Raw genomic sequence first — 24,879 nt, 5'->3', positions numbered from 1 at the left:
GTAAATGCACATAAAAGACGTGAACTGAGCGAAATTTTTTGCACGAACCTTACCTTACGCAGGCAATAGTGCCTGGCTTTTTGTGTTGGGTATGTAATACAGGGTTTGTGATAATAAAAAGCCACGGTCAGTTAGCTAACCGTGGCCTTTTTTCAACGTTTTATTACATTACGAGTTTTACATTCAACGCCGCAATGCGAGGTGCTCCTATCCAGCCTGCGTTTGGTGCTATAGAGCCAAGGTACTCTTCGTCAAACACATTATTGACGGTGAAGCTTAGTTCAATGCTATCTAATCCTTCACCTAAGTCGTAAATGGTCTTTCCAAGGTAAAGATCGCTAACAATGTAAGAGTCAGTTTCTTGTGTATTAGCTTGGTCTAAAAAGCGTTCGCCCACATATTTGGTGCTGAAACCCGCATAAAAGTCGTCTTTTGCATAATCAAAACTAACGACAACCATGTCTTCAGGTGTGCCAATGACGGTATTTCCGCTAAAGTCTTCATCCGTATAGGTTGAATCATTCTTCGTATATGAAACGTAAAGGCCAAGGGTATCTGAAATACTGTAGTCGATTGACGCTTCGATACCATCAGATTCAATACCTCCATCGTTTATAAAGCCTCCGGCGGCGGCTTCTAAGAAGTCGATACCTGATACATCTTCATTACTTACGAACGTAATGCGGTTTTCAAACTTAATGTTGTAATAGGTTAAGCTTGCGTTAAAGCCAGGGGTTGAATAGCGAAGACCTATATCAATATTGTCTGCGGTTTCAGGCTCAACAACGCTAACGTCTGTATCATCTCGTTCAAGTACAGCATCTTTTACTGCCGCGAAGTTTTCGGCATAACCACCAAATAGTTCAAGTCCCTCTACTGGCAGCGGCGCAACGAAACCAGCTGAAATAAGAACATCAGAATCTGACGATACATTCAGGTCGTTCTCGGGAACAAATTGGTCTTCTTTAGAAACATCAACATTGAACTGTTTGGCACCAAGGCGAAGCTTAGCAAATCCGGCATCAAGCTCATTTTCTATGTAGTACATTAATGTTTCAACAGGGAACTCTCGATCATACTGGATCCAGTAAGGATTTTTTTCAGCGCGGGGCCCAGTAGCGGCGTCAATGGTCTTATGCCAGTCACGATATTCAGAGCGTTCGTAATCTTCGTACCAAAATCCACCACGAAGCACATTGTCCATATCAGAGACGGTTGTATACCATACAAAATCGCCATTAATACCGAATCTCTCTTTGTCATAATGCGTATGACGCTGTGAGCTTACGGGTATAGCGCCTTGCTCATAGCAACCAGGATCGATTTCAGGGCCGCCACCGCCATACGGAAAACCAATAGAGCTTGTACATCCATCAATCGGAGAAAGGGTATTACCATTACGGTCAACGAAGTAAATAAAGCCTTGTGACGAACCGCCATATGCAGTCGTTGATGCGTCTAATTCTGAGTTAGGGTTCCCCGCGCCATCATCGGTCACGTCTGCAATGTAATAGGGGATCCATTTACCGGCACCTTTGTTTTTGTGGTAGTAAACATTAGTGCTGAAGTCTATATTTGAAACGGTGAAATCGGCTTTCAAATAGGTGAAAAAGTTCTCTCGCTCGGTTACCCAACCCTCACGAAAAACCTGATCTTGGTATGGAATGCCAGACCAATCTTCTGTTAAACCATCCCATTCTGAATTCTGTTCATACTGCGCTAATCCGTAAATTCTTTGGTAGGTGTATTCTTGCGCATCATCATAAGATACATATGCGGTAATATCAGTTTCACCAATTCTTGATATCAACTTTCCTTCTAAATGATCACGTGTGTTGGTGATTGAACCATCCATGTAATCATCGTTCTGTTGTGAAGAAAGTGAAATCCAAGCGAATGTATCTGGAGCCACCTCACCAGTGTCATAACGAACGTAGTATTTACTCGCATTGTTTTCGCCCAACGTTGTGCTAACGGTGAACTGTTCATCAAACGCAGGCATGATAGTGGTGAAATCCATTGTTCCACCTAGTGCCTCATTTGACCGGGAGCTTATGTCAGCGGTACCCTGAGACACTTCTGTGCTGCGCAGGTTTTCAGTGTCTATATATCGGCTTGCCTTTGTGCCGCCACCGTAATTCGAGTTACCGTTTGAGATGCCGTCAACAGTCATACCAATTTGCTGAGATTCTAAGTTCAGCTGGAAACCACGGATAGATATGCTTGTAGACCATTCATCAGATCCGAACGGGTCGCCTTCTGTCACAAGCACGCCGGGTAGATTATCAATCAGCGCTAAAACGCTTGTCATCGATGTTTGTTGCTTTTTCATTTCTTCCGACGCGGCACTGTTGGCATAAGAAACATTTCGACCAGTTACAACAATGCTTTCAACATCTTTTTCTTCTTTTTCTATTTGACCCTTTGTCGTGGTTTCTTGGCCATAAGCGTGAGTCGCAGAAAGCGATATGGCAGAAAGCACAGATAAAGCAATAATGTTTATCTTCTTCGGCACATAAATTGTCATGTGTTTTCCTTATCGTTTATAAGTCGTGTCTTGTTTAAGTTGGTGTTAACACTTGCCTTGATAAATCCATAATTCCAACAAATCGTCATTAGCCAGAATGAACTTGATCTAATCTAATAACGTTCAGTGTCGCTATTGCTCCACTAAGCCTGTTTGCGGCTCGTTAGAAATTGTTATTTTTTGTTAAATGGACGTTCAATTAAAATAAATGATATGACAATAGCTCAAATAGTTCAACGGCTAACGCACCCCGTTGTTAATAAATAAAAATTAGAGTTGAATGTAAGTGGTATTTATTTGTACGTCTCTTTGTTTGTGAAATAACGGATGGGTGTCGGATATGTATCTGATAAATTGAGGGTTTTATTATTTTTGTGTGTTTTCTAGGTTAATGAATTATTCGCAATTGATAAGTAATTCTATGCATATTGATTGAGCACTAATTATTTGTGTGGTTTGTTAACGCTGCTTGTATTTTGTTGATAGGGGGGACTAAAAGGTTTGTTTTTTGTGGCATTCCCCTTAAATGATCTTGAAGCCTCTATTAATGCAAAGGCACCACGTGTTTTCTATAGGGAGAGTTCGATGTCACTTAGCCCCCGCGTAGATTTTTAATTGTGAAAGGAGGCGTCGTTTTTTAGCTATATGTGATTGGCAATGAGTTTCGGCATAAGTAAATAGGCATGTACCACGCTTCAGGTTGGCACTGTTAGTGGTTTCGAAGTGCCTTGATCAGTTGGTCTTTACTCATTTTAGAGCGCCCCTCAATACCAATTTCTTTTGCTTTGTCGTACAACTCATCTTTTGTACGGTCTTCGTAGGGCTTGCCCTTTCCGCCGTCACGAGAAGGGGTTTGTGTACTGTTTGCTTGTGCGTTGGCAATTCGCGCAGACTTTTCTTTACTGTAACCTTCGTCTCGTAATGCCTCATATGTATCATCATTTTTTATTTGGTTACCGTGATCCTTCGACATGGTTTACTCCTGTACTTTAAAAGTAGATGTGTTCGATGCATTCATTTTATTCTTACATCTGGTACGCCGAGACTGTGAGGTTGGTTTATGTTTATCTTCGCTTTTTTAAGAAAATGACGCTGCTTTTTCGAAGCGCATATTTAGCCCTTTGCGCGGCCGTTAAACGTAAAAGGCCAAATACAAACGTACTTGGCCTTCTCTGTAGTGCGTGTCGCTTCTTATCGCGAATTTGAGGTTAAACTGCTATTTTAAAGCGGCAACCGCCTTTCAAACGGTGCTTAACCTTTTGTTCTACTTTACTTTTCTATTGCAAATGACAATCCTGCATTTGCTTCCAATCGGCTAATAAGCTTATTACCAAGTGCGGACGCAGGCGTGAAGAATCCGCCAGACAACTGCACGTCTTTGCATAAACACAGTGCTGATTCAGAAATCATTTTACTAGTAGAGCCGTAACCCGGATCTTTATCGCCTTTAACCGACACAGCTAGCATATCGCCATTGGTGGCTGTGCCTACGAACATTACATCGTAAAAACCGTTCTCACGCTCTTCTTTGCTTGGGCCTTCTCCAGGTTTAGGACCATCATCACTTGCAAGTGACTTATCTTTTGCAACGTGATTCGCCATGGCTTCACCTTTCTCGCCTGGGCCAGTCATCATCATTTCATCGTATTGGAAGTTTTTGCCGTAGCTATATCCGCCCAGATAATTGGTGCGATGAACGTTTTTCGTATTAATAGCCGCCATAATAAATGGTGCCACCCATGTGCCTAATTGTTCATCGAAGTAAGGTTTATTGCCGTCGGGTTGTGGCTGATTTGACGCGCCATCGGTTAATGAGTGCGGATTAATAAGCGCCGCCATCACAGACTTATCTTTGTGCGCAGCCGCCATGGTTGCTTTCAAGCTGGCCGCGGTGCCGCCAGAGAACGTACCCTGCATCTTACGAACGCGACCCTTTACATACTCAATGACATCGCCGGTTTGCTTCTTAGCGTGCTCTTGTAAGTAGTGAACACCTAAATCGAACGGCACTGAGTCGAATCCGCAAGAAAATACAATGTTTGCGCCGGTTTCTTTAGCTTTCGCTTCGTACTTGTTGATCATTTGGTGCATCCAGGCAGGCTCACCGCAAAGATCTGTATAGCCGGTGCCGTTATCGACACATGCAGAAAGTAACTTTTCGCCGTAAATTTGGTATGGACCTACAGTGGTAAGTACTACCGCCGTGCGCTTTGTCATAGCGTCAAGTGCATCGGCATCATCACCGTCGGCGACAATGCTTTCAACATTGTCACTAATCCCTAACTCTTGTTTTACGTCGTTCAACTTGGTTTCGTTGCGGCCTGCTATTGCCCATTTAACGCTGCTATCGCTGCCATATTGAGCCTGAAAATACTCAGCTACTAGTTTGCCCGTAAAACCAGTGGCACCGAAAATAACTACATCAAATTCCCGTTCGTTACTCATTGTTTTGTCCTGTTTTATATCGTTTCGACACGTGTCATCAATATGTATTACCCAATATACGCACAAGCAACGATATCTATCATTTTTTTCGGTAATATTTGTCTATTCACAAAATTAAATAGCAGCCGATAAAACGAGCTATCTTAGTGACTCGATAAACTTAGCCAGTCGTGAAAGCCCTTCGCTAAGGCGTTCAATGCTGGTGGCAAAAGACAGCCTTACGTAATGGTTGGCATTGTGCTCACCAAAATCATTGCCTGGTGTTAGCGCCACATAATACTGCGACAGCAGAGCATCACAGAATTCGATAGCACTTAAGCCCGTATGCTTAATGTTGATGTAAGCGTAAAACGCGCCGTCAGGCTTTGCATCCAAACCAAGCCCCATATTTTTGAGCGCATTAAAAACAAGAGATGCACGCTCTATCAGCGTATGGCGGTTTTGCTCGCACTGCGTCAACGCTTCAGGTTTAAAGCACGCAAGTGCGGCTTTTTGAGAAAGGGTAGAGGGGCAAATAAACAAATTCTGCGCGAGCTTTTCGACTATTGGGGTCATGGTCTCAGGCACCACGCACCAACCAAGACGCCAGCCAGTCATGCCGAAGTATTTTGAAAAGCTGTTTATGACTACCACAGTGTCCTGCAGTTCTTCGAATGCAAGTACAGTTTGGAGTGTTGCTCCCTTGTTCTCATTGGGTTGAGATTCGCTAGTATTGATTCGACCATCCAATGAAAGTGCTAGGTCTAAATAAATTTCATCAACAATTAAAAAGCCACCTTTAGCTTTGCAGTATTGTCCAATCTTAATCAGCTCGTCTGTCTCTATCGCCGTGCCTGTAGGATTGGCCGGTGTGGCAATAAGTACACCTTTTGTGTTGTGCTTCCAATTATCGGCGACACTTGCAGCGGTTAGCTGAAAGTTATCCTCGCTGCGTGTTGGCACCAACGTTACCTCTGCGCCAAATGCGTTTAAAAAACGTCGGTTACAGGGGTAAGAAGGGTCGCCCAATATCACGTTGTCGCCTGGTTCAACCAAGGCAGCACTTGCCAAAAGTAAAGCGCCAGAAGCCCCAGCGGTCACTACCACTCTAGAAGGGCTTACCGCTACGCCATGTTTCAATTCATAAAAGCGTGCAATGGCTTCACGTAGTTCAGGCATGCCCAGCGCCGAGGTATAGGGAAAATCTGGGGCACTCAAGCTTTCTTTCATTGCCGCGAGCACTGCCGCGGGTGCGCCGAAATCAGGCTCGCCTAAATTAAGTCTTATAACATCTTTACCTTGCTGTTCTAGTGCCGTGGCTTTTTCGCCATAGGTCATAGCAAGAAACGGAGAAATCGCCGTAGCGCGAGAGGCAAACTTCAAAATAAACCCCTTATTAGTAGTGCCAATTCAAACTTTACCGCAATTAGGGATCACTCTTGGTTATGATTCAAGGGAATTCTTCGAGAAGTACAACTAACTCGCTGAATTACTTTTTGCTAACTGTTTAAACGAACAAACTTTTCGGCCAGCTCGTCTAGTGACTCTTTATTGTGCGGGTCGGGCTTAACAACATCAATAGGGCATACCGCTACGCAAGTTGGCGCATCGTAATGCCCCACGCATTCTGTGCAGCGTAACGGGTCTATTTCATACACTTTATTGCCCATGCTTATAGCGGCATTAGGGCATTCAGGTTCGCACATGTCGCAGTTAATGCAGCTATCAAGAATAAGCAGTGCCATAAATTATGCCTCGCTCACGTTTTCGGGTGTTACTGTATTAAGTGCTTTTTGAAACGGATTGCGGGTATCAACGCCTTCATCGAGGTTTCGCAGCAGTAGGGCAAAATTTAAAGACACATCGCTGGGTATCGGTATTCTTACTAGGTGCCCTGAACCTTTAGCATCTGTAATAGAATGGTTCCTCTTATCCAGCATCTCATTTAGAGTAAAGGTAATGTTGCCGCTTGGCGTCATCAACTCGAGTGAGTCACCTACACAGAATTTGTTTTTAACGTTTATAATTGCATAGCCAGACTCTTCACAACGATCAATCACTTCACCAACAAATTGCTGTTTGTCGCTGACTGAGTGGCCATACTCATAGTTCTGATACGCGTGGTGCGCATGGCGACGCAAGAAACCTTCGGTATAACCTCGATGAGCTAAAGTTTCCAATCTTCCCATTAATGCACTATCGAATGGCTTTCCTGCTACCGCGTCGTCAATTGCTTTGCGATAAACTTGTGCTGTTCTAGCGCAGTAGTAATGCGATTTAGTGCGGCCTTCTATTTTTAAACTATGCACGCCCACCTGGGTTAACCTGTCAACATGTTGCACGGCACGCAAATCTTTAGAATTCATAATATAGGTGCCATGTTCGTCTTCAAAAGCGGGCATCAGTTCACCGGGCTTTTCCCTTTCTTCTAACATGAACACTTGCGTACTTGGCGTGCCTTCGCCAAGGGTAGGAGTTACAATTTCAGGCGCTTCACCTGCCTTATCAATCTGAATAGCTTGAACAATTTCACCGGTTTCGTTTTCTTCGCCCGTCTTAACATCGTAAGACCATCTACAAGCATTGGTACAAGTGCCCTGGTTTGGGTCGCGTTTATTCATATATCCAGACAATAAGCAGCGGCCCGAATACGCCATACAAAGCGCACCATGCACAAACACTTCTAACTCCATGTCTGGAACATGTTCACGAATTGTTTCAATTTCTTCCAAAGAGAGCTCTCGAGACAAAATAACGCGCTCAATACCTTGTTTCTGCCAAAACTTCACCGTGGCGTAGTTCACCGCATTGGCCTGTACACTCAAGTGAATAGGCATTTCAGGGAAGGCGTCGCGCACCATCATAATAAGCCCTGGGTCTGACATAATTAACGCATCGGGCTTCATTGCAATTACTGGTGAAATATCTTTCAAGTAGGTACCTAGCTTACTGTTGTGGGGGGCAATGTTGCTGACTACGTAGAACTTTTTACCTAGAGCGTGTGCTTCTTTTATGCCTATCGCTAAGTTCTCAAGGCTAAATTCGTTGTTTCTTACGCGAAGTGAGTAGCGTGGCTGCCCAGCATAAACAGCATCGGCGCCATAGGCAAAAGCGTAGCGCATGTTGCGTAAGCTACCCGCAGGTGCAAGTAGCTCTGGCGCGATTAACATTTGGTTTGGTAATGTTGAATCTGGGTCTTCATGTAGGTTAGAAGAGCTGCGATTAGGTGATAATTTTGAAGTCATAGATAAAAACCGCTACTAGACGCTATAAACAAGGCGGCGGATTTTATAAGCGGTAAAATACCTCTACAACTCAAACAAAGCTTGGTGTTGACCAAGATCAAATAATTTGTTGTCGCTTGTGTTTTTGAACGTTTAAACGGCAATTGAGCAGAGTCAATGCCAGCTGTTTTATCCCATATGGTTGCGTTATCAGTGCATTACCTTCGGTAGTAAAAACCAAGCCCGTTCACAGCTAAATAACAAGCCAAAAGAGCGCACTAAACGATGAATTAACATGGGCAAAACTCACCACATAGGGTAGGCTAGAAATTCACACTAATAAGGACTAACTGCATGCTGCAATTGAACATTTTTCATAAAGCGGCGCGACAAGTAAAAGCATCGGCTAAATCAGCCATTGCGATTACGGTATTATTTGTCGTGTCTACGTCTTCCGCATTGGCTGCACTGCCAAGCATTGGTGAATTCACCAGCGATATGACCAAAAAAGAGGGGTTAATTCCTGTTTACTATGACGATGAAAGCGACAAAGTTTACTTGGCGGTACCAACAGACAACGCCGAATACCTGTTTCAAAGCAGTTTGCCTTATGGTGTAGGCTCAAATGACATTGGCCTTGATCGCGGCCAGTTGGGCGATACGCGCTTAGTCAGCTTTGAAAAATTTGGCAACAAGATTTTATTAAAGCAGCACAACACCAAATACCGCGCGGCCCACGGCAGTGACGCTGAAAAGCAGAGTATTGATGAAGCCTTTGCTGATTCGGTTATTGCCGGTTTTACGCTGGTAGCTAAAAGCGATAGTGCTAGCCTTATCGACTATACACCTTTTCTGTTAAGTGATATTCACGGTATCGGAAACCGTATGGCACGCACCAATCAAGGCAGCTTCAGCGTAGATAAAATGCGAAGCGGTGTGTACTTACCTAAAACTAAAGGCTTTGAAAAAAATACTGAGTTAGAAGCTTTAGTCACTTTTGCAGGTAAAAAGGCGGGCGAATACGTGCAGCAAGTTACGCCCGACCCAGAGAGCGTGTCCGTGCATTTGCATCATTCGTTCGTTGCATTGCCTGATGATAACTACACGCCTAGAGAGTACCACCCATACTCAGGCTACTGGAAATTCAGCTACTTTGACTATTCCACGCCTATTAGTGAACCTACTGAACAGCGTTTTATTACCCGCCATCGTTTACATAAAAAAACGCCGCATGCTGCAATGAGTGAAGCAGTAGAGCCTATTGTGTATTACCTAGACCCAGGTATTCCAGAGCCGGTAATGACCGCGCTTAAAGAAGGAGCGAGCTGGTGGAACCAAGCCTACGAAGCCGCAGGCTATAAAGATGCGTTTCAGGTAAAAGTATTGCCAGAAGGGGCCGACCCAATGGACGTGCGCTACAACGTTATTAACTGGGTGCATCGCGCAACACGGGGGTGGTCGTATGGTTCGTCGGTTGTCGACCCGCGAACGGGCGAAATAATTAAAGGCCATGTCACGTTAGGCTCACTGCGCGTAAGACAAGATTATTTAATTGCCCTTGGCCTAACCAGCCCGTTTAAAGAGGGTAATACCGACACCACCGTGCAGCAAGAAATGGCACTCGATCGTATTAGGCAGCTGTCTGCCCACGAAGTAGGGCATACGTTAGGCATAGCACATAATTTTGCGGCAAGTGAAAACAACCGTGCGTCGGTAATGGATTATCCTCACCCTAAAATTAGTATTAAAAACGGCAAAATCAGCTTGGAGGGCGCTTATGATAAAGGCATAGGCGCATGGGATATACACGCCGTAGCATATGGTTACCAAGACTTTGCCAGCGACGTAGAAGAAGCCGAAGCCTTAGCAAAGATTATCGTAAAAGGTCGCAACGAGGGCTTAAGCTTTAAGTCAGACCCCGATACCCGCAGCAGTCGCCATGCATCGGCAAATGGTCATATGTGGGAAAATGGAAGCAACCCGCTAGATGCCTTCGATGACATTTCCCAAGTGCGCGAGCTGGCGTTAAGCAATTTAGGTCTAGACACCTTAAGCCCAAACAGCAGCTTGTCGTCACTTGAAAATGCTTTAGTGCCTATTTACTTGCTCCACCGTTATCAGTTAGAAGCCGTTGCAAAACAGGTCGGCGGTTTAGTGTATGAATACGAGCGCAAAGGTGACTACACCCAAGCGCAGGGCCAGCAGTTTGTAGCACCCGCGGTGCAACAGCGCGCGATGCAGCAATTAATTACTGCTACTACCGCTGATTTCCTGACCATACCTGAATCGGTACTCGCCCTTATTCCACCAACAGCTTATGGCGACGATATAACTCGCGAGCACTTTAAAGGCAAAATGGGCTTAATGTTAGATCCTCTGTCCGCCGCTGCTTCAGCATCTAACTTTGCGTTTGAATTACTATTGCACCCAGAGCGCTTAAACCGTTTAGAGTGGCAAGCTAAAAGTGCCGACGACAGACGTAAAAAAGTAGGCGTTTCTATGCTTGTGAAGCAAATACTTAACGTTCACTGGTATAAAAATAAGTCACAAAGCCCATTAGCAAAACGCTTACAGCTAGTAGCGTTAAACGCAGTGATGAAAGCGATAACGAACGAAAAGCTGGCGCCAGAAGTAAGAATGGAAGCAGAACTTGCTTTACTTGAATTCAACGAGTGGTTAGATGATGAAGCTGACAACAATCAGTATGAAATACTGAAAGAACAGTTCGATACTTATTGGGCTAGCAAGGCATGGCCAAGTACCTTTAACGTAGAGCCGCTACCGCCAGGTTCGCCCATATAAGAGTGGGTGAGGGGCAGTGTAGAGCAATGTTGATGAGTAGCTAGCGCCGCAGAACAATGCTGCGGCGCAGTCTTGTATTTATCGAGTTACTTTTGGGTAGAAAAGAGGTATTGAGAGCATCAAAAAAGAACGTTAAACCCAGGCAAAAGGTGACGATAACAAGCTTTTCATCTTTATTAACCTCCTTTTCCAAGGGGGAAATTTGAGGTTTTGTTGCAAACTTAATTGATACCCATAAAGAAAATTAACGTACTACATTGCCATGTTGATAAACTCTTCAGGTTCATGATGAAGACGGTTGTGAAGAATATAGCAGTACAACATCGCGCCGCACGGCAGTTACTTCCTAAAGGCCCAGTGACAAAAGCGTATGAACGTATGGTTGATGCTGGCGAGGTGCGACGAGACAACGCTCAAGTTGCTCTGGCGGCAAAACTCGATATTCTGCACGAGTCTCTAGCCTCGCTCCCACCAAAACGAGTGCGCTTCAATAAACCAGCAAGCAGGTTTAAAGGCCGCAGTTCGCTGTTAATGTCATTGCAGCGAGCCTTGATATCTGCCCAGTCCTTTTTTCGAAAGAAATGCGGTTTGTGGTATTTCGGTTCGCCACCGCGAAGTATTTATATTCATGGCCCTGTCGGGGTTGGTAAGAGCTTTTTAATGGATCTTTTTTTCGCGTCGGTTGTTGTTTCTGATGATAATTATCGCTGTAACAACAGTAGTTACAAACACGCAAGAATAACCAAACGCCGCGTCCACTTTCATGAATTCATGTTAGACGTCCATCACCGAATATTTGTATATAACCAACAGCACCCAAGAGATGATGCACTACCGATAATTGCACAACAATTGGCACAAGAAGCCCAGCTTCTTTGTTTCGATGAATTTCAAGTGACAGACATTGCCGATGCCATGATTTTGAAGCAACTGTTTTCACTATTATTGGATTTAAACGTTGTGGTGGTAGCCACCTCTAATCGCTCCCCTGAGACATTGTATGAAGGGGGTATCAACCGCTCCCTCTTTTTGCCTTTCATCGACATGTTAAAAGACACATTCGACATTGTTTCAATGGACGATTCCAGTGTGGATTATCGACTCGAAACTCGAGCGGATGGTCAATCTTACTTTTGGTCGAACAACGATGCTGATGACAGTGTTAATGACAATATACAGGCGCAATTGGAAGAAATATTTGGTGGCCCTGCGTCTGAAGCTGAGGCCGAGATCATTCCTGTTCTGTTTGGTCGCGCTGTTAAGGTTGCCCGATTAAATGATCGGTGCGCTTGGTTTGACTTTTCAGAGTTATGTTACCAACCGCTCGGAGCAGCCGATTATATTTCCCTTTGCCACCGATTTCCGGTCATCATCATAGAGCGCGTCCCGCAACTGGACGCCAATTACCTAAACGAAGCGCGACGGTTCGTGACCCTTATTGATGCATGTTATGAATCTCGCACTCGCTTAGTGCTGTCGGCACAAGTCCCGCTCAACAAGCTGTTTGTTGATTTCGAAGCACATGTTGAAAGTAGCGATGGCGACGGAGAATTGATTGTTAGTGACAAGGGGGGCAACTCGAGCTCTTTCGCGACGACTATGATCCGCACCAAAAACGGGGAATATTATGAGTGGTCGGCGACGGGGCGAGTGGGCGTGTCGTTGGCACAATTTTCGTCTGCCAATGATCTCGCTTTTTCCTTTGGGCGAGCAGCGTCTAGACTGGTAGAAATGGGTGGACAAGAATGGGGACGGCAATGACCAATAGTTTTTATCTTGCAGACCTATAGCGGGGCAGGGGCTTGCGCTAGGCTTCTTGGTCATTAATCGCGATGGCCTGTTATTTCGAATGGCTCGCACAAATCAATAAGTAATTTGTCTGATCCACCTTTTTTTACCAATCCAATGAGCTGGTGGGGACCGTTGCATCTTTCCAACATTTCTTGATAAATAACATTAAATTCTGTGTTGAATAGATAGAGCATTGATCTTCTTGAAGTGGCCCTAAGTTTTATTAAAACGACTAAATATTCACTCATAGGAAGCACATCAACCCTCGTGATGTAGGTATAGCCAGTTAAGTCAAGCGTGGCTTGGCGGACGTCATCGGACATGAGCTCTACGAGCACACTATCTTTTACTACGGTGCGGATCCTTCTTTCCTGCTGATCAGGATTGCTAATCGCATATTGGTGCGTCGCAAAGTATTGATAAGACAATGACGGCAGGTAAGCGACCTCTTGCTACATCTGAGCCAATGGTACTGATACATTAAAGCTGCGTTGTTTGGTTTGTGTTGTAAGTAGGCTGGCTATGTCATCAAGATTGTCTCTGGCGGTGCTAAAGACAGCCCCTCCGTTAACATTACCTAGCTGGAAACTGGCGCCCGCCTCGCTAGAGCGAATATTCGATTGCACATAAGACGTTAACGTCTGATAAAGCGGCGCTACATTTTTATGGTTGGCAAAGAGTGACAATGAAAAATAGAGGTCCTTGCTGAGCTCAAGTTACTCATACTCCACATAAGAAAAGTCAAAGGTATAGGCATTGGCCGTACCGTCAATAAGCTCCACCAAACCCAGATCATCACTATCAAATTCGTCGGTGGGATTTTCATAACAACTGGTACTCCAGGCAAGATTAGCCTGCCAAACTCCCAGATTACCATTCAATGATGCGGTGAACCCTGCGCCTTGGTTTTTCTCTGCACTCAAAATACCAGCAGTAGCAAAGTCATCAATGGTTTGCTTTTGCGCATCCAGATAGGTCACGCCCATGTCCATAGAAAAACGTTCGCCCTCAAAGATCTTGGCGTTCATGCCTGCACCGCGAACATAGTTGTTGCTACTATCATCCAGACCGGTGAAATTTTTCACCCCAACCAGTAGCTACCACTTAACAAAGCACGGCTAATTTGCATGTTGCCAGTGGCATCCTATTGCCACTTTATCCCCCGTCGAGACAGGATATCTATCAGTAGGCTGTGATTACCATAAGAGGTGTGGCCAAGTTGAACTGATGCTGACCAAATTGCATCTGTATCAAATAGTCTGGCATATCCCATTTGTTGGCTCGCTCTCCACGATTGTAAAACTGAATGGCCTGCTGCGATTCACTGTCAGGTACCACGCCTTCCAACTGATATAGTGCAGCACTGGTAGCGGCCGCCGAATATGATGACAAGCCCAGTGCAATGGCCTATGCCAGGCGATGCTTTTTCATACCCGCCCCCTAATCACACAACTTAACTGTGGTTCCACCCACAGAAGCGAAAGTGCACGACTTCCCGTCAATGTTGCCTGTCACTACACTGCCGTTTTGAGACTGATTAATTTCGCCTCGGGTATACCCCCCGTTTGAACCTGACTGCGACTGCTGTTGTGTTTGGGCCTGAATCTGCCTTGCAATTAGTGGTACTAAACCTTGGGTTTGATCATTGCCTTCATAGCCCCAAGTAGCGTCGTTGAAATTCAGCCAATAAAAGCCACTGGGAACCTGTTGCTCAAACAAGGTGTCCATCAACTGAATTTCCTCTTCATTCAGATGTTCACCGTTTACATGAATATGTCTTTCTTCTTGGGCAATGCTTGTCATCGGGAACAACAAAAAAAGCATTGCGAGTGTGTGTGCTACGTTGATTTTCATAACCTGTCCTTTGGGTAAAAAAACGCTGTTGGTTGATGTCGAGCTCTAGATTAGAAAGCCACAGAAATCTGTGCTTGAATTAGCTTGGAAAGAGTTTGAAGAAGTTTGAAATGCACATTTATCAATAAGATAGAGGCCATTTAAAATCGAAGAAAAATTTTAATGACCTCTATTGATCAGGGCTTAGTGAACTTATGTTTATCTCTTATGAATGTCTAAAGCCTATTAGGCGCATCGTTTAAATGCCTCTTCAAAGCTCTTAAACGGTCCTTCAGGCCCCATCATTTTGACTTGTTTAATCGTGTAGGTATTAACGCGTTTACCGTTTGCCATGGTTTTGACCCTGAAAAACGGATAGTTGCTATTTCGTGGTCGAACTTCCCACGTAACTGGGCCCCCGGACAGCACGATTTCTTTAATCGTCCACCCCTCTTTTAAGATTTTGCACCGACCAGGACCCGAGTGATAAAAACCAGTAAGGAAGCACCAATTTTCCTTTGCCGTCCAGTGATAGCCTTCTTGTTTGCAATTGGCTCGCATCGCAGCATTCATCGGATTACTGGCGTCAAATTCAAAGCCGTAGCGTTTGGCAGCAGCAATCGCCACATTACCTGGCACCACATATTCAATCTTGAGCGAACTTTTTGGTGAAGTTTTCACTCGGGTGTTGGTAAGTTTGTTGGTGTCCTGCTTACTAAGCTGAGCAACACTAACCGATGAAAATAAGCAAAACACTAGCGTAAATATCATAATTTTCATGAACAAACTTCCTAGTAAAGTCGATAAAAACCCTATGCCAATTTGAACTAGGCACACGTTGTCGAGATTTAGATTAGTGGTATACAAATCAAGTAGCTTGAATTCGTTTGGAAACAGTTTGAAGAAACTTGAAAGTTTTTAGATTCAGTACGTTACTGGTAATAGCTTTGAAATGTTTCAGCGAAAAGTTTGCGATTCACATCCATTTAGCAGTACCCTATAGATTACTTTTTGACCGCTCCTCTAGGGCCGATAGGACATCAGCACCATGCAAGACTCGTTACATTTTCAATTTGGCGATTTTTCGCTGGATATGGGGAATACTCGGCTTATTCGTGACGGGGTAGTGGTGTCTAACGATGACAAAATTGTCAAAGCGCTCAACCTACTTTGTGAGCATTACCCTGAAGCTGTCGACAAAGACCTCATGCTTGAAACCTTATGGCCATCGCAAGTCGTCACAGACTGGTCTGTCTCTAAACTGATCTCCGAGATTCGCCAGGTGCTTGGCGACAATGGCAAAGATCAAGGCTATATCAAGACAGTCAGGGGCAAAGGATTTAGAATGAATACCCCGGTGAGCCAAGCCTCACCTCAAATAGAAGTGACGCCCAAAGTACCTCCAGCCACTACCAACACAACATCGAGAACCAAAACTAAGCAGCCTCCTGCTAAAATATTCAAATGGGTAGCCAGTGTTGGTGTTATCGCAATACTCTTTGTCGCTGCATTTGCACACTTTTATTTAGATCCTCAACAGGGAATGGCGAATGCCAATAATCCTGAACGGATTGCCGTGCTCCCCGTAGCCAGTCAAGCAGACTCCAATGTACACAATTGGGTGGAATATGGTGTTATGGCATTGGTTGCTGAACAGTTAAGCCAATACCCCAGTATACAAATCATCCCAGTGGACAGAGTGGTCGCCTTGGTACCCGATTCAACAACGGCAACCTTTGACGATGTATGTGGACAACTAGGTTGCTCTAAGATGGTCGCCATGACCTTCTCTTTAGACAACAACCAACCACAAATACAATTTGTGCTCACCGACGAGAAAGGCGAGTCTTTGTCTATCCCATTTGTCGGCGTGGATGTCATAGACAGTGCCAACAAAATGCTTGAAGTACTAGCGGCTAATTTAATTCCAAGAGATCAAGACATCATCCCATTGGCAAACACTTTCAGCAGCAATGAAAAAGCCAACCGCGACTACGCCATCGGTGTGCATGAGCTTTTCAGTGGCGAACTTAAAGATGCGCGTAACTATTTGAACATGGCCCTAGAAAAAGAGCCGGAATTCTTCTGGGCAAAAGCCTACTTAGCCGACCTCACCTATAGGACCGGAGAGCTAGAGCAATCTAGCGCATTTGTCGAAGAGTTGGAGATGATTGAGTTAACCGATGCTCAGGCCTTTTTTATACGAAACATACAATCAAATATTCTCTACAGCGAAGGCAAACTTAACGACTCACTGGCCATCACGCTTGCTTTACAAGTAAACCCCTTTGTCATGAAAGACCCTTTAATTATGGGTAATCAATTCCTTAATTCAGGCAGCAGTATGCAAGCGCTTGGCCGATTAGACGATGCAATCCCGCAATTGGTCAAAGCCAGAGAGTATTATCAAGCCGCGGGCTATGGCAGTGGTGAAGGCAAGGTGTTATTTAACTTGGGCAATGTGTATTTATCGCAAATGGATTTGGAAAGTGCCGTCGATCACTATCAACAGGCGAAAGACGTGTTTATCCGTTATGGCTTAACAGGCTATGCCTTGTTCGCCCGTCATCAAATAGCAACCACAAATTTGCAGCGCGGTGATGTGTTAAACGTCGAAAACGAGCTCAAGTTACTGATTCAAGCCTACCAAGGCAATGGTGATATGGAAGGCGAAATGACGGCTTACAACGATTTAGCCTTGGTTAGCATGGTACAAGAGAACTATGAACAAGCTGCACAAAGAGCGGAGGAAGCGCTTGAAAACCTAGCGAAAACTGAACTCTCTTACTTAAAGAATCATGCTATCCACTTGGGCGCAAAAGCTTATTTAATGTTGGGTAACGCCGGCAAAGCAGAAGCATTACTGACCCAGTTGGAGGGAGAGTGGAGTGATCAACGCTCTGGTTACGTTTTTATCAATGCGCATTTAACGCTAGTAAAGGGTGATGCTGCCTTGGCCCTTGCCCAAGCCTACTCTTTAAAAGAAAAGATGGCAGAGAGCTGGACGCCCGAACACGAGAAAGTGCTCGAACAGTTCAAATTGGCAGCAACCGAAGATGATGCTAAAGCTCAGCCCATTCAATATTAAATGCTAAGTGATTGCGCACCCACTTCAAGCATCGCTAAGTCGACTGGTTGACGCTGATTTACCACTTCGCCTACATAGACTAAAGCCGGCTCTTGAAGCTGAGCGAAAACCGCCGATGCATCAAGTTTTGCTAAAGTTGACGTGATGACACGCTGTTCAGATGTGGTGCCTTTGTCCACAATGCCGATGGGCATATATGCTTGCATTCCATGTTTTAAAAGGTTGGTCGATTCACCCTGAATCGACCAGACTACTCTAGACACTTAATTGCTTTATAATTACGTGTACTAAGGAGAAAAGATGTCTCAGCACTAAACAAATAATTCGCGAAATTTGATGGCGTTTTATGAGCATGACGCTTAAACAAAGCTGAAAACGTTTTGTGTTCAGTAAAAGCAAGCTGGTGAGCAACATCAGAAGATTTGAAGCCACTTTTAAGTAGTAATTTTGCTTTCTCTACGCGATAGATAGCCAAAAACTCTCGCGCTGAAACGCCAGAAAATTCTTGGCACCAGCGCCTGAGCGTATTGATTGAAACACCAAGCTTCTCAGCGATTTGCGCAACCTGTATGTCCTTCCTCTCTAGCTCCGGCAAACGGCTGTGGTAGTCAATAAGCCCTTCAATAATGCGGCTTAGCTGCAACTCAAAGTCTTGTGCTGTGTTAAAGCGTTTTGGCCTGGCCATAGAAAATACACCCGTGTTTAATGAATGCACTCTATTGTTGGTATGTAGCAAATGTTAACTACCCCGAAAATGGCGTTTATTTTTCCAATAAAAAAAATTTTTAATGTTCGATGCAGGGAAGGATTGATTTTCATCCTGATGTTTTAATAGCAAATTAATTAATCAGCTTTGCTGAGTTGCAAAAACAAACACTACGGATAGCCCAATGAACTGTATAAATCGAATTAGAATATCGCTGGTCGTTACGACGTTTTCATTTATCCTGACGGCCTGCGGTGGTGGAGGCGGAGGTGGTGGCAGTACCCCTGTGCCTGTGACCCCTCCTCCAGCACAATCGCAACCCGATCCAACAATCACTGTTACGCAAGAAAACAGCTCTTGTGAAGTAAGCAAAGAGTGTCTGGTGCTAAGTGCTCAGGCAAGTGAAAGGGCTACCGGGGCAACTTTGAGTTTAGGTGGTGTCGATAGCGCAGAAGTTGATATAGACGGCGAACGCGTGCCTGTTGAGACCGATGGAACGGTTACCTTTACGGCCAGTCAGTCATTTAAGTTGTACGTGACTCACTCCGTTGGAGAAACGCTCACTCTAGGCGTTGATATCTTTATCGTTAATGGTACAGCTTATTCGGCAGATACCACCGCAGACGTTGAATTTACAGTACCGCTGGCGAATGCCCGCTTGGATTTATTAAGTGATGCTTGTGGTGTGTCTACCTGTAACGGTACGCTTTTGGCTGACACACCCATTGACGGTGTGAACTTTAGCTTAGATACCGGAGTAACTGCCACCATTCAAACAAAAGATGGTGAATTTTCCAGCGGCACCGGACGAGTTCGATTCCCTGCTACCAACGAAGCACAAGTTATCTTTTCAGCAAGCGACAGCTTTCCTTTTGAAGAATTCTCTGTACAGCAAGTCTCGCGTTTAACTGAAAACACGTTTGATTCGGTAACGGTTAGTGGAAATACCCAGAGTGTTGGTGAAAGCTTAATGCTTTCATTTGAGCGCGCCACTAACATAAATGTCCGCATGTTTGTAAATACTATTTATGGTGGGGCCGATGTCACAACCGACCCGTCACATGAAGTGAAAGGTATTAAGCAAGTTGTTCAGTTTGGCCCTGGCATTACCCCTCACCGTGAACGTGTTGTACTAGAAAATGTGGCTTATCGTTTGTTGAAGTGGAATAACACCACAGAAGAATTTGACGTACTCCATGATGATCAGATTGGCGCTATGTCTGGTTTAACCGAGGTTGAAGCACAAACACTTGCCTTTAATGTTGATACCACTCCGTGGGTATACCGGTTAGAAGTCACCGCTACACTACCTGGTGGCGATATTCTAAAAGACGCTCAAACGTTCGTGAAAAGAGATGAATTTGTTCAACTGTTTATTAACTTATTTCCGAGTAATATTTCCGCCGAACGCGTAGATGAAATTTATGCCGAATATAACGCACTCGAAGATGGAGCCGAATTTAGCTCCACGTTAGCCAACTTATTCCCTGGCGAATATTTAGATGAATTTGGTAATTTGGAGCCTAGCCCGTGTTATTACAGGTGGGAACTGGAAGGAATGTTTCCGAGTATGAGTAGCGCCAAACGAAGTGATGCTAACGGGGAGCTGAATACATATTGCTCTACTAATTGGGAGTTTAACGCTTGTCGTGTCGAAACTGAATCTTCAATGGTGCTGAGCATCAGCTCTGAACAAAATGAAGATATAACACCAGTAGATTATGCGTTACCAACAGACTTTATTTATGTTGAATATGAAGCCCCCAAAGGCAGCAGTCTGATGGATTGGCGGTTCCACTCATTTTCTGGGCCACAAAGTGTGTTTCTAAGTTACGGCTTTATGAACAATACAGCCGGAGGAACAATTGAGTTTGATGTGGGCAGTTAAGCTTTGCTGCGTATACAAGCCGTTCCTACTCTTTAAATGAGAGCGAATGATTGAGTAACGTTTATAAACACAACTCAAACGTTAGAAGGCACTTAAACAGGTGCCTTTTTTGCAACTGAACAGACCCGCTTCTCATGTTTGCAGTCGTCACAATTAACACGCAAAAATCCGTGTTCAAGACGACCACACTCAAGAAATTCGGCAAACTCTTTTTCCACATGGCGTGGTAACGATTTTCCTTGATCCGAAAGCTGCTTTATAAATTCTGGATAGTGACTTTCGACTAATTGATACAGCAATGTCTGCTCTGGCCGGTGTCGTTTATAGGTGGAGTATTGAGCTACTAGTAAATGCATCCTTGCCAAGGATTGGTATTTCAATGTGCAGATGAAGTTGGGTTTGGTCTACTGTCGTTTGAGGTGGAAAAATTCCTTGTCCCGAGGTCCGCGTCACGCTCATAGCTGCCGCTTAAACTACAATTATCCATTGTCAGCTTATCGTAATACGCCGCCGCTCAATAAACTAAATTGAACGGCAGGTCGGAATTCAAAGAATAAACCAGTAGCTTGCGCGAAACGTTTCTACGTACCCTTATCAACCATGCTGTAATTGAAACTTTACTCTATCAATTTGCATACAAAAACTACAGTTCCTGATAATTTGTAAACACCTTATAAAGCTGTGTTCCGCTTAATACTGAAGCCGAAGGAAAGTGCAAAATAGGGATCAGATCGCAAGGCGCTTCTAGGGTTCTGCTGCCGCTGTCGGTGTCTAAATCGTCTATATTTAGAATTTGCGCCAGCGGTTCGCCTTTTTTCACCGTTTGGCCCGGTTTTGCTATGTATTCCACCATGCCGCCCCAATTAGTAAATAGGGTTTTGTAGTCTTTCAAATACACACCTAAGCGCGGCATTGCTTTCGGTTTAATATCGCATTCGTGCAGCACGCCTTTGGCATTTAGGTAGCTAAGAATGCTAGTGGCGTCTATATTGCCTTCATTAAAGTCGATCACTTCTTGGCTACCCATTTCCAGAGTAAAGGCTTCAACGTTAAAGTTTATTTCGCGATCTAAATTGGTTTTTATACTTTCTTGCAATGTCCACCATGGGCAGAATGTCGCTTCGTCTAACGCGCCTGCAAATACATTTGGTATAAAAATACAGTGGGGAATATTAAACAACTTTGCACTGTCTTTAGCATACTCAGGAATGTAAATGTGACGAGTAGATACCGGGCCATTATGAAGGTCTAGCACAAAGTCTGCATTCACCGCTATTTGTTGTAACTTAAGGTTTAGCTGCTGTGCTAGGCCTAACCCCCACGGTTCGGCAAGTTTGTTGTTTATAGCGTTAGATAGGTGTGCGCGAAAACGCTGCTTTATACCGTCAATCGACTCTTCGCGGGTCACCGTTTTAGCAAAATGCTCTACCGCATTTTTGTCAAAAAAATAGCCTCGGTTCCAATTTGTGCCATTTACAGGGTCGAAACGGCCTAATGTGTATTCACCTGCTTTAATGTTAGTGCCGATGGGATTGCAGTTAGGCACAAGGATAATTTCGCCGCAAATATCCATATCCTTCAGGCGTTGTATAAGGTGATAGATAACCACGTTACCCTGAACTTCCGCACCGTGAATAGAGCTTTGAATATACACTGTAGGGCCTGGGCGCGCTCCTTTCATTCGATATATGGGCACGTTCATGTTACGGCCAGACGCGTTTTGCGCCACTACCATATGCTTTTTTACAACTTGGGTTGTCATGTAACTCAACCTATTATCTGTCTGTTTTAAAAAAACGCGGTTTCTTTTACGGCTGGCGTTCAGGCAAAGAACCAGCGTTTTCAAATATTTGCTTTACATAAACAAATCGTAACATTTTGCCGATTGTTCAGCGAAACTATTTCCAAATCGAAGCGTCTTAAAAAGCAAATTATATAAAGGATGAAATGGTAATGAAGCTCTCAAAAATAACGCCCATAACTCATTTGCTGGTTTTGGCTTTGCTGGTTGCGGTATCAGGGTGCACGTCAAAACAGTTGTACAATGCTGCACAGCAGAACCGTCTACAGCAATGCAGTGAATTACAAGGCGCACAAAGAGATGAATGTGAAGCGCAGTATCAAAAAGACTATGACACCTATGAACGTGAGCGCCAAGAAGTGTTAAAGGGCAAATGATACATAATAGTTTTTAAGTACTAATTAAAAGGTTGCACCCAAAAAGGTGGTCTTGTTTTCTGACCGAAATGAGCCGTTACTACGTTGCGTTGTTTCCGGCTCAACTTTTGTTCGCGTTGCCCGTTTACGAAATCCGTTAACACGCACAAAGCGTGCAATCTACGCCTTTAGGTAGCTTCCAGTTTCGCCATTCATGAGAAAGCGCATCAAATGTCATTAACGTGTTTGTAGGAATGTTGTCGAAATCCATCAATACTTGCATCGCTAACATGGCTTGGTAAGTGCCAACAATGTTTACGACAGGCGAGAATATACCTGCCTCAACACAGCTTAAATCCGGTGATTCAAATAGCGTTCTCAAGCAGGCATAACAGCGGCTTTTACCGGGAATAGCAACAAAAAGCTGACCTTCAAAGCGAATGGCCGCGCCCGATACGAGCGGAGTATTTAATTTGAAACACATTACGTTAATCAAATCTCGCGCGTCTGTATTGTCGGTGCAATCTAGCACAACGTCGGCGCGCTCAATGGCTTTCTTAAGCGAAGGGGGTAGCTGGTCAGCGCTAGACGCTGAAAAGGGCTCTGCCATTATAGTAACGTTGCAATCGCTATTTACAGCGTTAAGCCTTGCTTTAGCAGCTTCTACTTTGCTTGTGCCTACATCTTGTTCGCTAAACAAGGTTTGCCTTGGCAGGTTGGTGGCCTCAACCGTGTCGTGATCGATAAGCGTGAGTGAACCTACGCCGCTGGCGCATAGACTGGTAGCGGCCGCGGTGCCAAGCCCGCCGATGCCAATAATACACACGTTTGCGTTTAGCAGCGCTTCTTGACCATCTAGGTCTACTTTGGGAAGCACAATATGGCGGTTATAGCGCATAGCCTGCTGATGCGTTAGGCTTTTAGACATAGTTTATGCCAACTTTGTTGTTGAATTCATGGCATGCACCCTTATAAAGTGATTACCAAATAGTATTTTGGCTGGTACTTTATCAAAAACCACCAAAATGTCGCATATCAAATTAGGATTTCATATGTCAGCTGTTAGCCAACCCCTCAATATTGCCGTACTCACTATTTCAGATACGCGCACCCTCGAAAACGACAAGTCGGGAGACTACCTGAAAGAGGCGCTTACCTCGGTTGGCCATAACCTTTACGACCGCGATTTGGTGAAAGACGATATTTATCAGCAGCGCGCCGTGGTGTCGAAATGGATTGCCAACAAAAACATTCACGCGGTATTAATTACCGGCGGTACAGGCTTTACCCACCGCGATTCAACGCCAGAGGCCATTAGCGTATTGTTCGATAAAGAAGTCGACGGTTTTGGTGAGCTATTCCGTCAAATTAGCTATGAAGAGATTGGTACATCAACCATTCAATCTCGTGCGATAGCGGGCTTTGCTAATAATACGGTTATTTTCTGTTTACCAGGGTCTACAGGCGCGTGTCGTACGGCGTGGGAAAAGATTATTGCTAGCCAACTTGATGCCGACTTTAGACCGTGTAACTTTGTAAAACATTTGGTGGAAGCATGAGTTCTTTTAGCCATTTGAACGCTGGCGGCGAAGCCAACATGGTTGACGTTAGCGACAAAGACGTTACCAAACGAGAAGCCACAGCAGAGGGTTTTTTATACGTAAGCGAAGACGTTATTCGCCAAATCTCTGAAGCAAGAATTGCCAAAGGTGATGTATTTGCGGTTGCCCGAGTAGCGGGTATCCAAGGGGCGAAACGCTGCGCAGACCTGATTCCACTGTGCCATCCATTAGCGCTGTCCAAGGTGGACATTAACTTTGATATTCAAGCCGACCAAAACCGAATTAAAGCCACGTGCTATTGCAAGCTAAGCGGTAAAACCGGCGTTGAAATGGAAGCACTAACGGGCGTAAATGTTGCGCTGTTAACCTTGTTTGATATGTGTAAAGCCATTGATCCAGCTATGCATATGGAAGGGATACGAGTACTTGAGAAAAAGGGCGGTAAAACAGGCCACTGGCAATCAAGCACCTAGTAAGCCTGAATTGCTGATAGTGCAAAAAGCGTCGCGCCTAATAGGCATTGGGCGTGAGAAATCGCATGTTAAATTCAACGACGTTGGTTTGTCAGATAGGACTCATCAGCAAACATATACGTTGCGATGCTAACAGAGTATAGATAAGGCAAAGTATGCAGATAACAGTAAAAACATTCGCACAAACCCGAGAGATTACGGGTGAGGATAACATCGTGCTTAGCCTCAGCGAGAACAGCACCATTGAAAACGCGATTATGCAGCTTGAAACACGCAGCGACAAATGGGCGTTAGCGCTAGAGGGCAGTGTACTTACTGCTCGCAACCAAGAGCTTTGCGATATTAAAACCGTACTGAGCGACGGTGATGAATTGGCGTTATTTCCACCTGTAACAGGGGGCTAG

At 44.6% G+C, this 24,879-nt stretch carries 24 protein-coding genes and 1 pseudogene; 8 read left to right on the top strand and 17 right to left on the bottom strand.

What is annotated here, in order from left to right:
- Positions 1–163 precede the first annotated feature (163 nt).
- From BK026_RS06100 to yegQ, 6 genes are all read right to left on the bottom strand, one after another.
- Complete coding sequence (locus BK026_RS06100) at positions 164–2,527, bottom strand: TonB-dependent receptor domain-containing protein (RefSeq protein WP_071815034.1); 2,364 nt, start codon at positions 2,525–2,527, stop codon at positions 164–166.
- A 709-nt stretch (positions 2,528–3,236) separates the two neighbouring features.
- Positions 3,237–3,500 (bottom strand): Rho termination factor N-terminal domain-containing protein, encoded by a 264-nt coding sequence (locus BK026_RS06095; protein ID WP_071815033.1) that lies wholly within the window; start codon positions 3,498–3,500, stop codon positions 3,237–3,239.
- A gap of 296 nt (positions 3,501–3,796) precedes the next feature.
- Positions 3,797–4,972 (bottom strand): trans-acting enoyl reductase family protein, encoded by a 1,176-nt coding sequence (locus BK026_RS06090; protein WP_071815032.1) that lies wholly within the window; start codon positions 4,970–4,972, stop codon positions 3,797–3,799.
- A gap of 138 nt (positions 4,973–5,110) precedes the next feature.
- A complete protein-coding gene (locus BK026_RS06085; RefSeq protein ID WP_071815031.1) occupies positions 5,111–6,334 on the bottom strand; it encodes an aminotransferase class I/II-fold pyridoxal phosphate-dependent enzyme in 1,224 nt (407 codons plus the stop codon).
- Positions 6,335–6,450: 116 nt separating this feature from the next.
- On the bottom strand, positions 6,451–6,696 hold the full coding sequence (locus BK026_RS06080) for a YfhL family 4Fe-4S dicluster ferredoxin (RefSeq protein WP_071815030.1): 246 nt from the start codon (positions 6,694–6,696) through the stop codon (positions 6,451–6,453).
- 3 nt (positions 6,697–6,699) lie between these two features.
- On the bottom strand, positions 6,700–8,121 hold the full coding sequence (gene yegQ, locus BK026_RS06075) for a tRNA 5-hydroxyuridine modification protein YegQ (protein WP_071817519.1): 1,422 nt from the start codon (positions 8,119–8,121) through the stop codon (positions 6,700–6,702).
- Positions 8,122–8,529: 408 nt separating this feature from the next.
- Here yegQ and BK026_RS06070 point away from each other — a divergent pair, with 408 nt between their 5' ends.
- Positions 8,530–10,977, top strand: coding sequence for a zinc-dependent metalloprotease (locus tag BK026_RS06070; protein ID WP_071815029.1), 2,448 nt, complete (start codon positions 8,530–8,532; stop codon positions 10,975–10,977).
- 300 nt (positions 10,978–11,277) lie between these two features.
- Positions 11,278–12,738 (top strand): cell division protein ZapE, encoded by a 1,461-nt coding sequence (gene zapE / locus BK026_RS06065; RefSeq protein WP_256253694.1) that lies wholly within the window; start codon positions 11,278–11,280, stop codon positions 12,736–12,738.
- 62 nt (positions 12,739–12,800) lie between these two features.
- Here the strand turns inward: zapE and BK026_RS06060 are convergent, their stop codons facing one another.
- From BK026_RS06060 to BK026_RS06035, 6 genes are all read right to left on the bottom strand, one after another.
- Entirely contained in the window at positions 12,801–13,091 is a 291-nt protein-coding gene (locus BK026_RS06060) for a hypothetical protein (protein ID WP_071815027.1), read from the bottom strand.
- Between the two features lie 129 nt (positions 13,092–13,220).
- Positions 13,221–13,454: a hypothetical protein gene (locus BK026_RS06055; protein WP_071815026.1), complete on the bottom strand. Its 234-nt coding sequence runs from the start codon at positions 13,452–13,454 to the stop codon at positions 13,221–13,223.
- 30 nt (positions 13,455–13,484) lie between these two features.
- Positions 13,485–13,853, bottom strand: coding sequence for a hypothetical protein (locus BK026_RS06050; protein ID WP_071815025.1), 369 nt, complete (start codon positions 13,851–13,853; stop codon positions 13,485–13,487).
- Positions 13,854–13,950: 97 nt separating this feature from the next.
- Positions 13,951–14,160 carry a hypothetical protein gene (locus BK026_RS06045; RefSeq protein ID WP_071815024.1) on the bottom strand — a complete coding sequence of 70 codons (210 nt, stop codon included), beginning with the start codon at positions 14,158–14,160 and terminating at the stop codon, positions 13,951–13,953.
- Between the two features lie 48 nt (positions 14,161–14,208).
- Positions 14,209–14,622 (bottom strand): hypothetical protein, encoded by a 414-nt coding sequence (locus BK026_RS06040; RefSeq protein ID WP_071815023.1) that lies wholly within the window; start codon positions 14,620–14,622, stop codon positions 14,209–14,211.
- Positions 14,623–14,847: 225 nt separating this feature from the next.
- On the bottom strand, positions 14,848–15,381 hold the full coding sequence (locus BK026_RS06035; protein WP_071815022.1) for a hypothetical protein: 534 nt from the start codon (positions 15,379–15,381) through the stop codon (positions 14,848–14,850).
- 268 nt (positions 15,382–15,649) lie between these two features.
- Between BK026_RS06035 and BK026_RS06030 the strand changes: the two genes are divergently transcribed.
- Positions 15,650–17,689: a winged helix-turn-helix domain-containing protein gene (locus BK026_RS06030; RefSeq protein ID WP_071815021.1), complete on the top strand. Its 2,040-nt coding sequence runs from the start codon at positions 15,650–15,652 to the stop codon at positions 17,687–17,689.
- Here the strand turns inward: BK026_RS06030 and BK026_RS06025 are convergent.
- Both BK026_RS06025 and BK026_RS06020 read right to left on the bottom strand, forming a co-directional pair.
- Complete coding sequence (locus BK026_RS06025; protein WP_143142091.1) at positions 17,686–17,952, bottom strand: hypothetical protein; 267 nt, start codon at positions 17,950–17,952, stop codon at positions 17,686–17,688. The genes BK026_RS06030 and BK026_RS06025 overlap by 4 nt on opposite strands.
- On the bottom strand, positions 17,940–18,374 hold the full coding sequence (locus tag BK026_RS06020) for a helix-turn-helix transcriptional regulator (RefSeq protein WP_071815019.1): 435 nt from the start codon (positions 18,372–18,374) through the stop codon (positions 17,940–17,942). The genes BK026_RS06025 and BK026_RS06020 overlap by 13 nt, the downstream gene beginning before the upstream one ends.
- Before the next feature lie 205 nt (positions 18,375–18,579).
- On the opposite strand from BK026_RS06020, the gene BK026_RS06015 reads away from it, so the two are divergent.
- Positions 18,580–20,283 carry a hypothetical protein gene (locus BK026_RS06015; RefSeq protein ID WP_071815018.1) on the top strand — a complete coding sequence of 568 codons (1,704 nt, stop codon included), beginning with the start codon at positions 18,580–18,582 and terminating at the stop codon, positions 20,281–20,283.
- A 90-nt stretch (positions 20,284–20,373) separates the two neighbouring features.
- On the opposite strand, the pseudogene BK026_RS06010 reads toward BK026_RS06015, so the two are convergent.
- A pseudogene (locus BK026_RS06010) lies at positions 20,374–20,639 on the bottom strand (transposase zinc-binding domain-containing protein); the annotation flags it as partial.
- A gap of 287 nt (positions 20,640–20,926) precedes the next feature.
- The gene (locus tag BK026_RS06005; RefSeq protein ID WP_071815016.1) at positions 20,927–22,045 is read right to left on the bottom strand and encodes a succinylglutamate desuccinylase/aspartoacylase family protein; all 1,119 of its coding nucleotides are present in this window, start codon (positions 22,043–22,045) and stop codon (positions 20,927–20,929) included.
- Between the two features lie 191 nt (positions 22,046–22,236).
- Between BK026_RS06005 and BK026_RS06000 the strand changes: the two genes are divergently transcribed.
- Positions 22,237–22,461, top strand: a complete 225-nt coding sequence (locus tag BK026_RS06000) for a hypothetical protein (RefSeq protein ID WP_071815015.1) — start codon at positions 22,237–22,239, stop codon at positions 22,459–22,461.
- 136 nt (positions 22,462–22,597) lie between these two features.
- On the opposite strand, the gene BK026_RS05995 is transcribed toward BK026_RS06000, so the two are convergent.
- Positions 22,598–23,368 (bottom strand): HesA/MoeB/ThiF family protein, encoded by a 771-nt coding sequence (locus BK026_RS05995; protein ID WP_071815014.1) that lies wholly within the window; start codon positions 23,366–23,368, stop codon positions 22,598–22,600.
- A gap of 124 nt (positions 23,369–23,492) precedes the next feature.
- On the opposite strand from BK026_RS05995, the gene moaB reads away from it, so the two are divergent.
- The 3 genes from moaB (at position 23,493) to BK026_RS05980 (ending at position 24,879) form a co-directional block, all read left to right on the top strand.
- The gene (gene moaB / locus BK026_RS05990; RefSeq protein ID WP_083575026.1) at positions 23,493–23,999 is read left to right on the top strand and encodes a molybdenum cofactor biosynthesis protein B; all 507 of its coding nucleotides are present in this window, start codon (positions 23,493–23,495) and stop codon (positions 23,997–23,999) included.
- Positions 23,996–24,475, top strand: a complete 480-nt coding sequence (gene moaC, locus BK026_RS05985) for a cyclic pyranopterin monophosphate synthase MoaC (protein WP_071815013.1) — start codon at positions 23,996–23,998, stop codon at positions 24,473–24,475. Before moaB ends, moaC begins: the two co-directional genes overlap by 4 nt.
- 155 nt (positions 24,476–24,630) lie before the next feature.
- Positions 24,631–24,879, top strand: a complete 249-nt coding sequence (locus tag BK026_RS05980) for a MoaD/ThiS family protein (RefSeq protein ID WP_071815012.1) — start codon at positions 24,631–24,633, stop codon at positions 24,877–24,879.

The sequence above is a fragment of the Alteromonas sp. V450 genome (assembly GCF_001885075.1).
Lineage (GTDB): Bacteria > Pseudomonadota > Gammaproteobacteria > Enterobacterales > Alteromonadaceae > Alteromonas.
The sequence above is the reverse complement of the archived record's forward strand: the minus strand, read 5'-3'. Positions and strand labels throughout refer to the sequence as shown.

Bases quoted from the DNA above. Each gene is read 5' to 3' on its own strand.
- BK026_RS06100 (WP_071815034.1), bottom strand. From the start codon at position 2,527: ATGACAATTTATGTGCCGAAGAAGATAAACATTATTGCTTTATCTGTG.
- BK026_RS06095 (WP_071815033.1), bottom strand. From the start codon at position 3,500: ATGTCGAAGGATCACGGTAACCAAATAAAAAATGATGATACATATGAG.
- BK026_RS06090 (WP_071815032.1), bottom strand. From the start codon at position 4,972: ATGAGTAACGAACGGGAATTTGATGTAGTTATTTTCGGTGCCACTGGT.
- BK026_RS06080 (WP_071815030.1), bottom strand. From the start codon at position 6,696: ATGGCACTGCTTATTCTTGATAGCTGCATTAACTGCGACATGTGCGAA.
- yegQ (WP_071817519.1), bottom strand. From the start codon at position 8,121: ATGTTAATCGCGCCAGAGCTACTTGCACCTGCGGGTAGCTTACGCAAC.
- BK026_RS06070 (WP_071815029.1), top strand. From the start codon at position 8,530: ATGCTGCAATTGAACATTTTTCATAAAGCGGCGCGACAAGTAAAAGCA.
- BK026_RS06060 (WP_071815027.1), bottom strand. From the start codon at position 13,091: ATGTCCGATGACGTCCGCCAAGCCACGCTTGACTTAACTGGCTATACC.
- BK026_RS06040 (WP_071815023.1), bottom strand. From the start codon at position 14,622: ATGAAAATCAACGTAGCACACACACTCGCAATGCTTTTTTTGTTGTTC.
- BK026_RS06035 (WP_071815022.1), bottom strand. From the start codon at position 15,381: ATGAAAATTATGATATTTACGCTAGTGTTTTGCTTATTTTCATCGGTT.
- BK026_RS06030 (WP_071815021.1), top strand. From the start codon at position 15,650: ATGCAAGACTCGTTACATTTTCAATTTGGCGATTTTTCGCTGGATATG.
- BK026_RS06020 (WP_071815019.1), bottom strand. From the start codon at position 18,374: ATGGCCAGGCCAAAACGCTTTAACACAGCACAAGACTTTGAGTTGCAG.
- BK026_RS06015 (WP_071815018.1), top strand. From the start codon at position 18,580: ATGAACTGTATAAATCGAATTAGAATATCGCTGGTCGTTACGACGTTT.
- BK026_RS06005 (WP_071815016.1), bottom strand. From the start codon at position 22,045: ATGACAACCCAAGTTGTAAAAAAGCATATGGTAGTGGCGCAAAACGCG.
- BK026_RS06000 (WP_071815015.1), top strand. From the start codon at position 22,237: ATGAAGCTCTCAAAAATAACGCCCATAACTCATTTGCTGGTTTTGGCT.
- BK026_RS05995 (WP_071815014.1), bottom strand. From the start codon at position 23,368: ATGTCTAAAAGCCTAACGCATCAGCAGGCTATGCGCTATAACCGCCAT.
- moaB (WP_083575026.1), top strand. From the start codon at position 23,493: ATGTCAGCTGTTAGCCAACCCCTCAATATTGCCGTACTCACTATTTCA.
- moaC (WP_071815013.1), top strand. From the start codon at position 23,996: ATGAGTTCTTTTAGCCATTTGAACGCTGGCGGCGAAGCCAACATGGTT.
- BK026_RS05980 (WP_071815012.1), top strand. From the start codon at position 24,631: ATGCAGATAACAGTAAAAACATTCGCACAAACCCGAGAGATTACGGGT.